Source organism: Pseudomonas fluorescens (genome assembly GCF_902498065.1).
GTDB lineage: Bacteria > Pseudomonadota > Gammaproteobacteria > Pseudomonadales > Pseudomonadaceae > Aquipseudomonas > Aquipseudomonas fluorescens_BJ.
In genome coordinates, this window is record NZ_CABVIR010000001.1 from 1,004,818 (window position 1) to 1,019,507 (window position 14,690).

Genomic DNA, 14,690 nt, shown 5'->3' on the forward strand with positions numbered 1-14,690 from the left:
ATCAAAATGTGGGAGCGGGCTTGCCCGCGATGGGTCCATCACATTCACCATTGAAGGCGACTGATCCACCGCAATCGCGGGCAAGCCCGCTCCCACAGGGTTTTGCGAGGTTAGTGAGAGTGGCGGGGGACTTCGGCCCCGCGGCAACCGACCAGGAAGTCAAAGTCGCACCCTTGATCAGCCTGCAGCACATGGTCGATGTACAGCTGGCGGTATCCACCGAGGATCATCTGCTGCGGCGGTTGCAGATCGGCCATGCGCGCCGCCAGTTCGGCGTCCGGAATGTCCAGGTGCAAGCGCCCGTTGGCGCAATCGAGTTCGATCCAGTCGCCTTCCTTCACCGCTGCCAAAGGCCCGCCGGCTGCCGCTTCCGGTGCCACATGCAACACCACCGTGCCGTACGCGGTGCCGCTCATGCGCGCATCGGAAATGCGCACCATGTCCGTCACGCCTTGGGCCAGCAGTTTGGCCGGCAAGCCCATGTTGCCGACTTCGGCCATGCCTGGGTAACCCTTCGGCCCACAGTTTTTCATGACCAGAATCGAGTTGGCATCCACGTCCAGTTCCGGATCGTTGATTCGCGCCTTGTACATGTCGAAGTTCTCGAACACCACGGCGCGTCCGCGATGCTGCATCAGTTCTGCGCTGGCGGCGGACGGTTTGAGTACGGCACCCAGTGGCGCCAGGTTGCCGCGCAATACGCAAATACCACCGTCGGCGCGGATCGGGTTGTCGAGGGTACGGATCACTTCGTCCTGACCGTAAATCGGCGAGTCCTTGGTGTTCTCGCCCAACGTCTTGCCATTGACGGTGAGGGCGTTCGGATGCGGAATCAGATTGGCTTCACCGAGGCGGCGCAGCACCGCAGGCAAACCGCCGGCGTAGTAGAACTCTTCCATCAGGAAGCGCCCGGACGGTTGCAGGTCGACGATGGTCGGCATGCCGCGACCGATGCGGGTCCAGTCGTCCAGCTCGAGGTCCACGCCGATGCGGCCAGCGATGGCTTTCAAGTGAATCACGGCATTGGTCGAACCACCGATGGCCGCGTTGACTCGAATGGCGTTTTCGAAGGCCTCTTTAGTGAGGATTTTCGACAGCTTCAAGTCTTCGCGAACCATTTCTACCGCACGCATGCCGGACATGTGCGCCAACACATAGCGACGCGCATCGACCGCTGGAATCGCCGCGTTGTGGGGCAGGGAAGTGCCGAGCGCTTCGGCCATGCAAGCCATGGTCGAGGCCGTGCCCATGGTGTTACAGGTGCCGGCGGAGCGGGACATGCCACCTTCGGCCGCGAGGAAGTCATCGAGGGTAATGGTGCCCGCTTTCACTTGTTCACTGAGCTGCCAGACCACGGTGCCCGAGCCAATGTCCTGGCCCTTGTGCTTGCCATTGAGCATCGGCCCACCGGTGACGACGATGGCCGGCACATCGCAACTGGCCGCGCCCATCAACAGCGCCGGGGTGGTTTTGTCGCAGCCGGTCAGCAGCACCACGCCGTCAATCGGGTTACCGCGAATGGCTTCTTCGACGTCCATGCTCGTCAGGTTGCGGGTGAACATGGCGGTCGGACGCAGGTTCGATTCACCGTTGGAAAACACCGGAAATTCCACCGGGAAACCGCCAGCCTCGATCACGCCACGTTTGACGTGGTCGGCGATCTGGCGGAAATGCGCGTTGCAGGGGGTCAGTTCCGACCAGGTGTTGCAGATGCCGATGATCGGTTTGCCGTGGAACTGGTGGTCGGCGATGCCCTGATTCTTCATCCAGCTGCGGTACATGAAGCCGTTCTTGTCGGCCGTGCCAAACCATTGGGCGGAGCGCAGGGTGGGTTTCTTATCAGACATGATCGATTCTCTTATTGTATGACTATATTGTTCGAGCTGAGGGTTAGCATAAGCTCAATTTCGCCTGTTTGGAAGTGTTGTTGCTCAAATAGTATTACTATATAGTCCGATTCAACGGAGGGAAGGCCCTGGCATTTTTTGGCGAGAGGCGTCCCCCGAGGTTCTATAACAACAACAATCGGAGACCGATCTCATGAGCCAGGAACTGCGGCTTATTCGTCGCATCACGCTGAAACTGATTCCCTTCCTGATCCTGCTGTACCTGATCGCCTATGTGGATCGCTCCGCCGTCGGCTTCGCCAAGCTGCACATGGGTGCCGACATCGGTATTGGCGACGCGGCGTACGGCCTCGGTGCCGGGCTGTTCTTCATTGGCTACTTCCTGTTGGAAATCCCCAGCAACCTGATGCTCGAACGCTTCGGCGCGCGGCGCTGGTTTGCGCGGATCATGGTCACCTGGGGCGCCATCACCATCGGCATGGCCTTCGTTCAGGGGCCGCACAGCTTCTATGTGATGCGCTTTCTGCTCGGCGCCGCCGAAGCCGGGTTCTTCCCGGGCGTTCTGTACTACATCACGCAGTGGTTCCCGGTTCGCCATCGCGGCAAGATTCTCGGGCTGTTCATCCTGTCCCAACCGATCGCCATGCTGATCACCGGCCCGGTGTCCGGCGGCCTGCTCGGCATGGACGGCATCCTTGGATTGCACGGCTGGCAGTGGCTGTTCATCGTCATCGGTTCCCCGGCGATCCTGCTGACCTGGCCGGTGCTGCGTTGGCTGCCGGATGGTCCGCAACAGGTGAAATGGATGGATCAGCCCGACAAAGACTGGCTGGCCGGCGAGTTGAAGAAGGACCTTGAAGAGTACGGCCAGACCCGTCACGGCAATCCGTTGCATGCGCTCAAGGACAAACGCGTGTTGCTGCTGGCGCTGTTTTATCTGCCAGTGACCTTGAGCATTTATGGCCTGGGCCTGTGGTTGCCGACGCTGATCAAGCAGTTCGGTGGCACTGACCTGGTGACGGGCTTCGTGTCGTCGGTGCCGTACATCTTCGGGATCATCGGTCTGTTGATCATCCCGCGCAGTTCCGACCGTTTGAATGATCGCTACGGCCATCTGGCGGTGTTGTATGTGTTGGGTGCCATCGGCCTGTTTCTCAGTGCCTGGCTGACGGTGCCGGTGCTGCAACTGGCGGCGCTGTGCCTGGTGGCTTTCGCGCTGTTTTCCTGCACCGCGGTGTTCTGGACGTTACCGGGTCGTTTCTTCGCCGGCGCCAGTGCTGCGGCGGGGATCGCGCTGATCAACTCGGTGGGCAACCTGGGTGGTTACATCGGTCCGTTCGTGATTGGCGCGCTGAAGGAATACACCGGGAACCTGGCTTCGGGGCTGTATTTCCTTTCGGGAGTGATGGTGTTCGGGTTGATTTTGACGGGCGTGGTCTACCGCGTGCTGGAGCGCAAGCATGTGTTGCCCGCCGACCAGTTTGCCGCCAGCGCGCGTGGCGCGACCCGCACCTGACAGGAAAGAAGGTAATCACCGCAGATCTTGTAGGAGCGGGCTTGCCCGCGATGACGGCGGCACATGCACCAACGATGTGTCAGACAGATCGCTATCGCGGGCAAGCCCGCTCCCACAGGGGCCGTGGTGTTCTCAATAAACAGGAGAAAATCCATGCGTTTGGTTCAATTCGAATTGATTAACGGCGAGCGCCGGGTTGGCGTGGTCGAGGGCAGTCTGGTACGCGAAGTGCAGGACGCGCGCACGGTGCGCGATCTTGCGTTGGCGGCGATCGAGGCGGGCGTCAGTCTTGAGCAACAGGTGAATGCCCTGGGCCTGGGCATCAGCCACGAGTATGCAGAGCTGCTGACCCAGCTGCGCATCCTGCCACCGCTGGACCATCCGGACCCGGCGCACATGCTCGTCAGTGGCACCGGCCTGACTCATTTGGGCAGTGCTTCGGCGCGGGACAAGATGCATCAGCAGGCCGGTGATGAAGCGGCGATGACGGACACGATGCGCATCTTCAAATGGGGCGTGGAGGGCGGCAAACCGGCAGCGGGGCAGGCCGGTGTGCAACCGGAATGGTTCTATAAGGGTGACGGCAGCATCGTCGTGCGTCCGGGTAAACCGTTCCCGCTGCCGCCGTTTGCCGAAGATGCGGGTGAAGAGCCGGAACTCAGCGGTCTATACGTCATCGGCCACGACGGCAAGCCGTATCGCCTCGGTTATGCGGTGGGCAACGAGTTTTCCGATCACGTCATGGAGCGCAAGAACTACCTCTATCTGGCGCACTCCAAACTGCGCAGTTGCAGTTATGGGCCGGAACTTCGGGTGGGTGAGTTGCCTCAACATCTGGCGGGCACCAGCCGCATTTTGCGCGACGGCGAAGTGCTGTGGCAGAACGAGTTTCTCAGCGGCGAGGCCAACATGTGCCACAGCCTGGAAAACCTCGAATACCACCATTTCAAATACAGCCAGTTCCTGCGTCCGGGCGACGTGCACATTCATTTCTTTGGCACCGCGACCCTGTCCTTTGCCGACGGCATTCGCACCCAACCGGGTGACGTGTTCGAGATCAGTCAGGCCGAGTTCGGTGCGCCGTTGATCAACGGCATCGCGCCGGTCGCAGCGGCCTTCGAACCCGGCACCATCGGCATTCTTTAAGGAGCAACCCATGACCCAGCTACTCGGTCACAACTACATCGGCGGCCAGCGCAGCGCTGTCGGTACTATCATCGTCAACAGCGTTGATGCCAGCACCGGCGAAGTATTGCCTCACGATTTCTTCCAGGCCACGCCGGAAGAAGTCGATGCCGCCGCGAAGGCAGCCGCTGCTGCTTACCCGGCCTACCGCAGCCTGAGTGCCGAGCGTCGCGCGCAATTTCTCGATGCGATTGCCGATGAGCTGGATGCGCTGGGCGATGATTTCGTCGCCCTGGTCTGCCGGGAAACCGCGTTGCCCGCCGCCCGTATTCAAGGCGAGCGTGGTCGCACCAGCGGCCAGATGCGCTTGTTCGCCAAGGTGCTGCGGCGCGGTGATTTCTACGGTGCACGGATCGATCAGGCCCTGCCAGAGCGCAAGCCGCTGCCACGTCCCGACCTGCGCCAGTACCGCATCGGCCTCGGCCCGGTCGCCGTGTTTGGGGCCAGTAACTTCCCGTTGGCGTTTTCCACCGCCGGCGGCGACACCGCGTCAGCCTTGGCTGCCGGATGCCCAGTGGTATTCAAGGCGCACAGCGGTCACATGGCCACGGCCGAGCTCGTGGCCGACGCCATTATCCGCGCCGCAGAAAAAACCGGTATGCCGGCCGGTGTGTTCAACATGATCTACGGTGGCGGGGTCGGCGAAGCGCTGGTCAAGCACCCGGCGATCCAGGCAGTCGGTTTCACCGGTTCGCTCAAGGGCGGCCGCGCGTTGTGCGACATGGCGGCGGCGCGCCCACAACCGATCCCGGTGTTTGCCGAGATGTCGAGCATCAACCCGGTGATCGTCTTGCCCCAGGCCCTGGCCGTTCGCGCTGAAAGCGTGGCCCGCGATCTGACCGCGTCAGTGGTGCAAGGCTGCGGCCAGTTCTGCACCAACCCCGGTCTGGTGATCGGCATTCGCTCCGCGCAGTTCAGTGCGTTTGTGCAGCAGGTGGCGGGGTTGATCAACGATCAGCCCGCGCAAACGATGCTCAATGCCGGGACCTTGAGCAGTTATGGCCAAGGCCTGCAAAAACTCCTCGCGCATCCCGGCATCGAGCATCTGGCCGGCAGCCCGCAGCAAGGCCATCAGGCGCAGCCGCAGCTGTTCAAGGCCGATGTCAGTTTGTTGCTCGACGGTGATGACGTGCTGCAGGAAGAAGTCTTCGGCCCGACCACCGTGTTTGTCGAAGTGGCGGATCAGGCGCAACTCAGCGCTGCTTTAAATGGCCTGCACGGGCAACTGACGGCGACCGTCATTGGTGAACCGGCCGACTTCGAGCAATTCGGTGAGTTGACGGCCTTGCTCGAGCAAAAGGTCGGGCGGATCCTGCTGAACGGCTATCCGACCGGGGTGGAAGTCTGCGATTCGATGGTCCATGGCGGGCCGTACCCGGCCACGTCCGATGCGCGTGGCACGTCGGTGGGGACGCTGGCGATTGATCGATTCCTGCGGCCAGTGTGCTTCCAGAACTATCCCGACAACTTGCTGCCGGAGGCGTTGAAGAATGGCAATCCGCTGCGCATTCAGCGGTTGGTGGATGGACAACCTTCGCGCGACGCAATCTAAAAACTAAACGCAGCCCCCTGTGGGAGCGAACCTGCTCGCGATGGTGGAGTGTCAGTCGACAATTCTTTGACTGGTACACCGCCATCGCGAGCAGGCTCGCTCCCACAGTTGTTAGGGGTGTACACGCATTTTGTGACCGGCACTGGATCGCTCTCTCATTGAGCTATCATTGCGTCTTTCCCCTTCAAAGATTGACTGCCATGACTGCCCCAACCGACACCCTGCTCAACGCCCTCGAACACTGCGGAATGGTGGAAATCGACGGGTTGCATGCCTTCGAATTCGCCCTCGATGAGGATGACAATCTGCATATCGAATGCATCGATGGTAGAAATGCGCTGCATTGGGAATTCACCCCCGCGCAGATTCAAGCGGCAACCTTCGACCCGACTTTGCAGAGCTGGCTGATCAGGGACAACGGCGGCGAACACCGCCTGGTCTGCCTTGGCGACGGCGTCAGCGGCGACAACGAAGACGAAGACGACGAGCAAGGGGATGCGTAACCTCTGGCCGCTGTTGATCGCCGGCAGCATTGGCGTACTGGGTGTTCAGGCCGCCTGCGCCGACAACTATCAATTGTTCGTGGGCTCCTACACCGCAGGGCAAAGCCAAGGCCTTTATCGCCTGAATTTCGACAGCGGCACAGGGCTGATCGACGCCAAACCGTCGCAAGTGGTCAACAGCGAAAACCCGTCCTGGCTGACCCTGTCGAAGGATCAGCGTCACCTGTTCGTGGTCAACGAAAACGGCCCGGGACAGAAAGACCCGGTCGGGCGCGTCAGCAGTTACTCGATCGACGCCAAAACCCACGCACTGAGCCTGATCAATCAGGTCCAAAGCCTGGGCAACGAACCGACCCATTCGAGCCTCAGTGGCGATGCCAGCCACCTGTTCGTCAGCAACTATTCAGTGGCTGAAGACCCGGGCGGCACGCTGGCGGTGTTGCCGGTGGGCGCCGATGGCACGCTCAAAAGCGTGGTGCAAATGAGCAGTCATCCGTCCAGCCGGGTCAACCCCGAGCGGCAGATGTCGGCGCATGTGCATTCGACGGTGTCCTCGCCGGATGGCAAGTTTGTGTTCTCCAATGATTTGGGCGCGGACAAGATTTTTGTCTATCGCTTCGATCCGAAGGCCAACCCGAACTTGCCGTTGACCGCGGCGACGCCCGCGTCGGTCCAGTTGCCGCCCGGCAGCGGGCCGCGGCACTTGCTGTTCAGCGCCGATGGCAAACACGCGTGGCTGACCATGGAAATGAGCGCGCAGGTCGCGGTGTTCGATTACCGCAACGGCAAGCTTGAACAAACGCAGATGGTCGACCTGGCAGCCGGGCAACCGACGTCGGACAAAGCCGCCGCAGCGTTGCACGCATCAAAGGATGGCAAGTTTCTCTATGTCAGCAACCGTGGCACCGCCAATCAGTTGCTGGTGTTTGCCATCGACCCCGCGAACGGCCACCTCAAAGAGCTGCAACGCCGTTCGGTGGAAGGGGATCACCCGCGCGAGTTCAGCCTCGATCCGAGTGGCAGGTTCGTGCTGATCGCCAATCAGAAGAGCAACCAGATTGTCGTCGTCGAGCGCGATGCCAAGAGCGGTCTGCTGGGTAAAACCGTGCAGAAACTGCCGATGGATGCCCCGAGCGACCTCAAGTTCCTGCTGCGTCAATAGGCCGCAGGCCCCGTTTGATGGGGCCTGCATCCTTCTATTAATGACGCTGATATCTGCTAATGCTACAAAAGATTTCAAGGCGCCAACCTCGAAGGTTAAGTTTGCTTCACGGCCCCACCGGGCAAGCAAGCCAACTGAATCCGAGGAATACCGCAATGAACTTCAATCTCTTCTCTGTTATCGCCGCATCCGCCATCTCTGCCACCGTTGCTCTGCCAGCCAGCGCCAACGTTGAAATCAGCGACAAAAAATCCCACACCCAGAGCTATACCCAGAAATACCTGCAACAGAGCGCCAACTTCTACGCGGCCCTGGATCACAAAACCCAAGCCTGAAGTTCCAGCCCTGCACCCTTTATGCAGGAGCGAAGTCACTTGCGCGGATCAAGCTGAAAAGCTTTGAAAAAGCCTGAGTGATGTCGCTCCTGCATAACGCGTTTACGACAGCATCACATTGCTATCAATGTCGCTCTTGATATCACATGGCCATGAGTTTAAATTTGACGCTGATTTATTGACTCCTTCTCTAATAAAAAGGATCGACAGCATGGCGATGCGTCTGGCCGTGGTACTCCTGTTCCTCTATTCAACGCCTATTTTATCCGCCGCACCGCCCGCTCCAGGCGAGCCTGACGCTGCTCGAGAGCGCATGATGAGTTTTATCGAAGGCTGAAATAGACTGGCTTAATGATCAACGAAGCTGATGGTGACTATGGATAACACTGAGTGGTTATCACGGCTTTTTTGATCGATTCTGTGGGCACTGAAACATGCCCACGGAGAACACCATGGCCAGCGCAATCCTCACTTCTGCCAAATACGGCGCCTACCTGGCCATCGGTCTTTACGTGGCGCTGGTGTTGGTTGTCAGCATTACCGCGCAATCGCAACACGAGATCGACGCGCCGATTCAGGTCGCTTATCCCGCCATTCAGTTCGAACACCGCGCTCAAAACGCCGTGATCGATCACGCAGACGTGGCGGGAGTGGCAGGGGCATGAAAGGGGGCAAACTCTGGGTCATCGCCTTCCTGGCGTTCATGACCAATGGCGCTTCCCTGTTGGGCATCGGACAAGCCTCGGCAGGCTCTGTAGCGCGGTCGATCGAGGCCAATCACAACCTCGCTCGCAGCATCGAAACCGAGAAGGCCATGGGCTTGCTGGCCGGTAATCCACCCATCAAACGCCAAGGCGATTTCTTCGGTCCGTTCCAGGTCGATTGCTCGGTGCTGCAGATGTGCGAAGTGTTGGCCTGAATCCTTAATACGCCACCAACTCTGTAAGAGCCAGCAAGCTGGTTCCTACAGAGGCCGGTTACTTCTTCATGATTGATGTGAACAGGTCTGACTCTAAAAACCGTTTCAACCAAGCCTGCAACCGCACGTAGCGCGTCTGATCAAACCACTCACGATCCACATGCGCGAACTGCCGAATAAACGGCATCAGTGCCACATCCGCCAGACTCGGATGGTCCGCCAGCAAATAGTCGCGTCCCTCCAGCAACCCCTCCAGCTGGCGCAAAAACACTTCGCCTTCGGCTCGATAAAATTCCATCGGCTGCTCGGGATAACGCTCGGCATACTTGTAGTGATTCAGATGCACCTTGAACACCTGATCGTTCTCTTCGATCAGTGCGGCGATCTGCGCCCGCCCCGCAGGATCATCCTTTAGCAGCCAATCCTGCGGATCGTTCTGTGCCAATGCCCAGTGCATGATCGCCAGGCTTTCATCAATCACCTGGCCGTCGACGCTCAGCACCGGCACCGTGCCTTTGCTCGACAGCGCGAGCATTTCGGCAGGCTTGGCCTTCAGGCTGACCTCGACGATGTTCACGGCAACGTCCGAGTAACGCAGGGCCATCCGCGCCCGCATGGCGTACGGGCAGCGGCGGAAGGAGTAAAGCGTGGTCATTTCACCTCCAGGGTACTCAGGCCGTTGCCCTGGCGGTGGACCTGAATCTGCACCGGGATCCGTTCGTGCATTTCCTGGACGTGGGAAATCACCGCGACCTTGCGGCCCTGAGCCTGCAAACCGTCGAGGGCGTCCATCGCCAGTTGCAGGGATTCCGGATCGAGGCTGCCGAAGCCTTCGTCAATGAACAGCGATTCGATTTTCAGCGTACTCGATGCCATCGATGCCAGGCCCAATGCCAGCGCTAACGACACCAGGAATGTCTCGCCACCGGATAACGAATGGACCGAACGCAGTTCATCGCCCATTTCGGTATCCATCACCAGCAAGCCGAGCATGCTGCCGCCACGCTTCAGACGATAGCGCCGCACCAGTTGCCGCAACTGCACGTTGGCGTGATGCACCAGCAGGTCGAGGTTGTAGGCCTGGGCGATCTTGCGGAAGGTGTCGCCGGTGGCTGAACCGATCAATGCGTTCAAACGCGCCCAGCGCTGGTACTCGTTGTAAGCGTCGGCGATTCGTTGGGCCAGGGCCTGATTGGCGTTTTGCCGGCGCTGGTCCTCGGCCTGCCGGGCGCGCAGCTCGGCGCAACGGTGCTCGCTGGAGGCAAACTGGTTTTGCAGATCGGCCAGTGCGGTGGCCAGTTGCCCGGCATCGAGATTACCGTTGTCCTGCGCCAGATGACTGGCCAGGCGTTTCTCTCGCTCCTGCAACAACACCTCAGCCTGCTCGATGGCTTTTTCGTTTTGCTGCAACCGTTGGCGCAGTGCGCTGACTTGCTGGTCGTCGACGCTCAGCAGGTCTTCCAGGCCGCCATCATCCAGTTCCGGATGCAAGGCGCGCCAGTCGGCAATCTTCGCGCTCAGTTCGCGGTCTTCTGTTTCCAGCGCCATCAGGCGTTCCTGCATCGCTTTGAGCTCGGCCGCCAGTTCTACCAGGCGCGTACGTACGGTTTGCAGTTCCTGGTGGGCCGCCGTTTCGGCATTGCGCGCCTGTTCCACCGCCTGATCCAGTTGTTGCTGCCACTGTTCGGCGCTGGTGTGCTGGCCCAGCAGTTGAGCCAACTGCTGCTGGCAAGTCTGTTGCTGTTCGGCGAGCGCAGCGAATTGCTGCTGGGCGGCCTCTTGTTGCTGGACGCGTGTCAGTTGGCGGTCCTGTTCTTTCTCCAGCGTTTGCTGGCGTTGCAGCTGTTCATCCAGCTCATCGCGTTGCTGCTCGAGTTGTTGCAGGCGCTCGGCGATCTGCCGGTCCAGTTGCATGAAGGTTGCAGCCGGTTCGTTGCGCAATGCTTGCAGGGTAGAGGCAGGGAGCAGGGCGCTGAACGCAGCCAACTCTTCGTCCAGACGCTGGCGATCGCTGTTCAGTTCGCGTTGTTGGTTAGCCAGTTGCTGGGTCGCTTGCTGGCTTGCGTTTTCGGCGCCGCGCAGTTGTTGCTGAAGGCGCGAAGCATCCTGTTGCAGGGTGAGCAGGGCGGTTTGCCGCTGTTCATCCTGCGTGATGCTTTGTTGCAGCTGGCTGTTTTGCTGGGCCAGCCAGGCATCGCGTTGGGTGGCGTCCTGAGCCTGCAATTGCGCAGACAACGGGTGCGTGTCGAGGGTCGGTGCCAGGCTCTGTTGTTGAGCGAGGAGGTGTTCCTGCTGTTGCAATAGTTCTTTTTGCTGGGCGATCACGCCACCGACTTCGGTGCGCAGATCGGTGAGTTTTTCCTTGAGCGAATCCACCGCTTTCTGCGCGTTGGCCTGCTCGCTTTCATCATGACGACCGAGGCTTTGCAGCAAGGCTTCCGGTTGATGATAAGGATGGTCCGGGCTGCCGCAGACCGGGCAGGGCTGATCGTCCTGCAACTGCTCGCGCAATTCTTCGACGCTGGCGCTGCGGGCCAGGCGCTGACGCTCCAGCAACTCGCGGGTGACTGTCAGGGTCTGCTCGGCGACGGTCAGCTCGTTTTTGCTTTTTACCCCGTCCTGGGTCAGGCGATCGCGTTCCTGCTGGGCAGCGGTTTGACGTCGCTGCAATTCGGCGATGCGCTGGTCCAGTTCCTGCTGACTGGCCCACAGGCGCGTCAGCTCTTCAAAGTGGCGCAGGTTTTTGCGGTTGTCTTGCAACAGATTACCCAGCAACTGGATCTGTTCAGCGACCGCTTCAGGCTCGGCACCGGCCTCTTTGTAGAGCACTTCAAGATGCTGCTTTTGCGCAACCAGTTCCGCGGCAGCACGGCTGGCGCTCTGTTCCAGCGCCTGCAGTTCAGCTTCACCCTTGTTCAGGCGATTGCCGATCAACATCAATTGCTGCAGACGGTCGCGGTAGGCGCTCCAGGCATCGCTGAGCGGGGCCAGATGAGCGCTTTGCGCCAGTTCCCCGGCAATTCGCAGCAGACGCTCGGCCACTTGTCTTTGCTGCTCAAGCAAGCTTTGAATCGTGCCTTGGCCCTGGGTACAGGCCAGCTCCGCGTGCTGTTTGAGCTCGGCACTGTGCCCTGCGTCCTTGTTCAAACGGGCGAGGGTGCTTTGCGCTTCGAAGGCCTGACGCAGCAGCGGCACGTTTGCGCTGTGTTGGCGTTGGGCCTCGACCAGCGCAGTTTGCGCAGTGCTCAGGCTCTGTTCGAGTGCAGTCTGGCGTTCGTGCAGCGCTTGTTGCTGCTGCGTGTGCTGCTGAATCTGCGCGGCCAGCGGCGTGAGCAAGGCGCTCAGTTCGGACTGGCGGGCGAACTGGTGCCGTTGTGGCGCCAGTTGCTCCAGGCGGGTCAATTTCAAGCGTTCAGCGGTCAGACTTTGCCAATCCTGCCGGGCGCTGGTCAGTTGTTCGGTGGCGCTGAGCTGTTCGTCCTGCAATTGGCGCAGCGCTTTCAGCCAGAGGCTCTGCAGTTCAAGCTGCTTGAGTTGCGCTTGCTGGGTCTTGAGTTGCTGCTGTGCTTCGTTGAAGCGCTGATCCAGTTCTGTACGGGCTTCGGGCGTCAGCGGCGTGACGCCGGTGGCCTCATCCTGCAACAGCTTGTGCGCTTCACGGGCCTCTTTGGTCTTGTCGAAGGCGCGACGGCCCAGACGCGTGTAGAGCGCGGTGTCGGTGAGTTTTTCGAGCAGTTCGCTGCGTTCGTTGTCGTTGGCCTTGAGGAACGCACTGAACTCGCTCTGAGCCAGCAACACGGCACGGGTGAACTGCTCGAAGTTCAGGCCGAGGACGGATTCGAGCTGGGTCTTGAACTCGACTTTCTGACTGGCCAGCAGTTGATCCAGATCGATGTCACGCAAGCTCTGACGGCTGGCTTGCAGCTTGCCACCGGCCTTCTCCCGAGCGCGATTGGCCTCCCAGCGCGCGCGATAGCGACGGCCATCGATGCCGACGAAATCGACTTCGGCATAGCCTTCGCCCGTGCCGCGACGCAGCAGCGTACGCGGGTCGCCGGTGCTGATTTCGCCGTCGGCATCCGGCGCTTTGGCCGACACTTGAGCGTTGCTCAGTCGAGGCACGGCGCCGAACAGTGCCAGGCACAAGGCATCGAGCAGGGTGCTTTTTCCGGCTCCGGTCGGCCCGGTAATCGCGAACAAACCGGCACTGGCCAAGGGTTCGGCGGTGAAGTCGATTTCAAACGGCCCGGCAAGGGAAGCGAGGTTTTTCAGGCGGATCGCGAGAATTTTCATGGTTGTTCGCTCTCCATCTGCACGTCTTGCAACAGCTCGGCAAAGTCCTTCAGCGTTTGCTCGTCGACCTCGCTGCCGTAGTTGTCCAGCCACGCGCGGCTGAACAATTCCTGGGGTGTGAGCTGGTCCAGTTCAACCAGGGGCGTACCGTCATCGAGCCCGTCACGGCTGCCGTTACCGGCGTACTCCGCGGCGATCCGCACCAGGCGCACAGCTTTGCCTTGCAGGGCGGTTTCGACCTGATGGCGCAAGTCGGGTTGCGGCTCATCGAGGCGCACCCGCACTTCCAGCCACGGCTGACGCTGAATGTCGGCGAGCAAATCGATATTCGGCAGGTCGGCCAGTTGTAGCAGGATGTCGGCCAAAGGCGCCGGGCCGATACGTTGCAGGTTGACGGCGCGGGGAATCAGCTTCGGTTCGACACTGACCAGGGTTTCGCCGTCGAGCTGGATGTCGAGAATCTGATGCTGATAACCGATTTCGGAGAACGACAACGGAATCGGCGAGCCGCTGTAGCGAATGCGCTCTTCACCGTTGACCTTCTGCGGCTTGTGCAAATGCCCGAGGGCAACGTAGCTGATGCTCGGGCCGAACAGGCTGGCGGGCAGCGCTTCGGCGTTGCCGATGATCAGACTGCGCTCGGAATCTTCCGATACTGAACCGCCGGCCATGTGCGCATGGCTGATGGCAATCAGCGCCTGGCCCTTCTTGCGTTTGGCATTGGCGGCTTCGATCAGCCATTCGTGAACCTGGCCGATCCCGCGCAGGTAGTTGTCGCCCAGGTGCGCGCCGGTCACTTCGGCCGGTCGCAGGAACGGCAGCGCCAGGCACCAGGCCACCGTTTTGCCTTTGGCGTCCGGCAGCGGCAGCAGCAGACGTTCGGCGTCGAGTTGCCCGTCATCCAGCCACAGCACCCGACCCAGCGCATGCGTGCGCAAACGACGCATCAGCGGTGCGGGCAGTTCAATGCGCGAACCGGAATCGTGGTTGCCGGCGATCATCACGATCGTCAGCTTCGGCTGTTGTTCGTGGGCGCTGACGATGAAGTCATAGAGGCGTTCCTGGGCTTTGACCGGTGGATTGACCGTGTCGAAGATATCGCCGGCGATCAACAGCACATCGGGCTGGTCCATCTTTAGCTGACGCAGCAGCCATTCGAGGAAACAGCCGTGCTCGAAATCGCGTTCCTGGCCGTGAAGGTTCTGCCCAAGGTGCCAGTCGGAGGTGTGAAACAGACGCAAGGCGAGCTCCGTAGGAAATAAGGTAGTGGCCGCGAGGAAATTGACAGCGGCGAAAGGGGAGAGAGTTTACGGGTAAAGAGGTGAGTACACCTACCCTCGCCACGGGGGCAGATCTGAGGCCAGTATGAAAATCAGGA

At 60.4% G+C, this 14,690-nt stretch carries 13 protein-coding genes; 9 read left to right on the top strand and 4 right to left on the bottom strand.

The features are described 5' to 3' along the window. Window positions 1-110 precede the first annotated feature (110 nt). The gene (locus tag F8N43_RS05000; RefSeq protein WP_150630585.1) at window positions 111-1,847 is read right to left on the bottom strand and encodes an IlvD/Edd family dehydratase; all 1,737 of its coding nucleotides are present in this window, start codon (window positions 1,845-1,847) and stop codon (window positions 111-113) included. A gap of 193 nt (window positions 1,848-2,040) precedes the next feature. Between F8N43_RS05000 and F8N43_RS05005 the strand changes: the two genes are divergently transcribed. The 9 genes from F8N43_RS05005 (at window position 2,041) to F8N43_RS05040 (ending at window position 9,019) form a co-directional block, all read left to right on the top strand. Next, entirely contained in the window at window positions 2,041-3,363 is a 1,323-nt protein-coding gene (locus tag F8N43_RS05005; protein ID WP_150653306.1) for an MFS transporter, read from the top strand. A gap of 153 nt (window positions 3,364-3,516) precedes the next feature. Then, window positions 3,517-4,509, top strand: a complete 993-nt coding sequence (araD1, locus tag F8N43_RS05010; RefSeq protein WP_150630587.1) for an AraD1 family protein — start codon at window positions 3,517-3,519, stop codon at window positions 4,507-4,509. A gap of 10 nt (window positions 4,510-4,519) precedes the next feature. Further along, the gene (locus F8N43_RS05015; RefSeq protein ID WP_150639184.1) at window positions 4,520-6,100 is read left to right on the top strand and encodes an aldehyde dehydrogenase (NADP(+)); all 1,581 of its coding nucleotides are present in this window, start codon (window positions 4,520-4,522) and stop codon (window positions 6,098-6,100) included. A gap of 200 nt (window positions 6,101-6,300) precedes the next feature. Continuing rightward, window positions 6,301-6,603, top strand: a complete 303-nt coding sequence (locus F8N43_RS05020) for a DUF5629 family protein (protein WP_150653307.1) — start codon at window positions 6,301-6,303, stop codon at window positions 6,601-6,603. Then, window positions 6,596-7,765 carry a lactonase family protein gene (locus tag F8N43_RS05025; protein ID WP_150653308.1) on the top strand — a complete coding sequence of 390 codons (1,170 nt, stop codon included), beginning with the start codon at window positions 6,596-6,598 and terminating at the stop codon, window positions 7,763-7,765. The genes F8N43_RS05020 and F8N43_RS05025 overlap by 8 nt, the downstream gene beginning before the upstream one ends. A 155-nt stretch (window positions 7,766-7,920) precedes the next feature. After that, window positions 7,921-8,100, top strand: a complete 180-nt coding sequence (locus F8N43_RS05030) for a hypothetical protein (RefSeq protein WP_031318838.1) — start codon at window positions 7,921-7,923, stop codon at window positions 8,098-8,100. Window positions 8,101-8,311: 211 nt separating this feature from the next. Further along, entirely contained in the window at window positions 8,312-8,437 is a 126-nt protein-coding gene (locus F8N43_RS29690) for a hypothetical protein (protein WP_263596734.1), read from the top strand. A gap of 115 nt (window positions 8,438-8,552) precedes the next feature. Next, window positions 8,553-8,765: a hypothetical protein gene (locus tag F8N43_RS05035; protein ID WP_150630591.1), complete on the top strand. Its 213-nt coding sequence runs from the start codon at window positions 8,553-8,555 to the stop codon at window positions 8,763-8,765. Further along, window positions 8,762-9,019, top strand: a complete 258-nt coding sequence (locus F8N43_RS05040; protein ID WP_150653309.1) for a hypothetical protein — start codon at window positions 8,762-8,764, stop codon at window positions 9,017-9,019. Before F8N43_RS05035 ends, F8N43_RS05040 begins: the two co-directional genes overlap by 4 nt. Before the next feature lie 58 nt (window positions 9,020-9,077). On the opposite strand, the gene F8N43_RS05045 is transcribed toward F8N43_RS05040, so the two are convergent. Genes F8N43_RS05045 through F8N43_RS05055 form a run of 3 tightly spaced genes read right to left on the bottom strand, consistent with a single transcriptional unit; the run spans window position 9,078 to window position 14,553 of the window. Beyond that, the gene (locus F8N43_RS05045; protein ID WP_150653310.1) at window positions 9,078-9,674 is read right to left on the bottom strand and encodes a glutathione S-transferase; all 597 of its coding nucleotides are present in this window, start codon (window positions 9,672-9,674) and stop codon (window positions 9,078-9,080) included. Then, window positions 9,671-13,312 carry an AAA family ATPase gene (locus F8N43_RS05050; RefSeq protein ID WP_150653311.1) on the bottom strand — a complete coding sequence of 1,214 codons (3,642 nt, stop codon included), beginning with the start codon at window positions 13,310-13,312 and terminating at the stop codon, window positions 9,671-9,673. Before F8N43_RS05050 ends, F8N43_RS05045 begins: the two co-directional genes overlap by 4 nt. Next, the gene (locus F8N43_RS05055) at window positions 13,309-14,553 is read right to left on the bottom strand and encodes an exonuclease SbcCD subunit D C-terminal domain-containing protein (protein WP_150653312.1); all 1,245 of its coding nucleotides are present in this window, start codon (window positions 14,551-14,553) and stop codon (window positions 13,309-13,311) included. The genes F8N43_RS05050 and F8N43_RS05055 overlap by 4 nt, the downstream gene beginning before the upstream one ends. Window positions 14,554-14,690 lie beyond the last annotated feature (137 nt).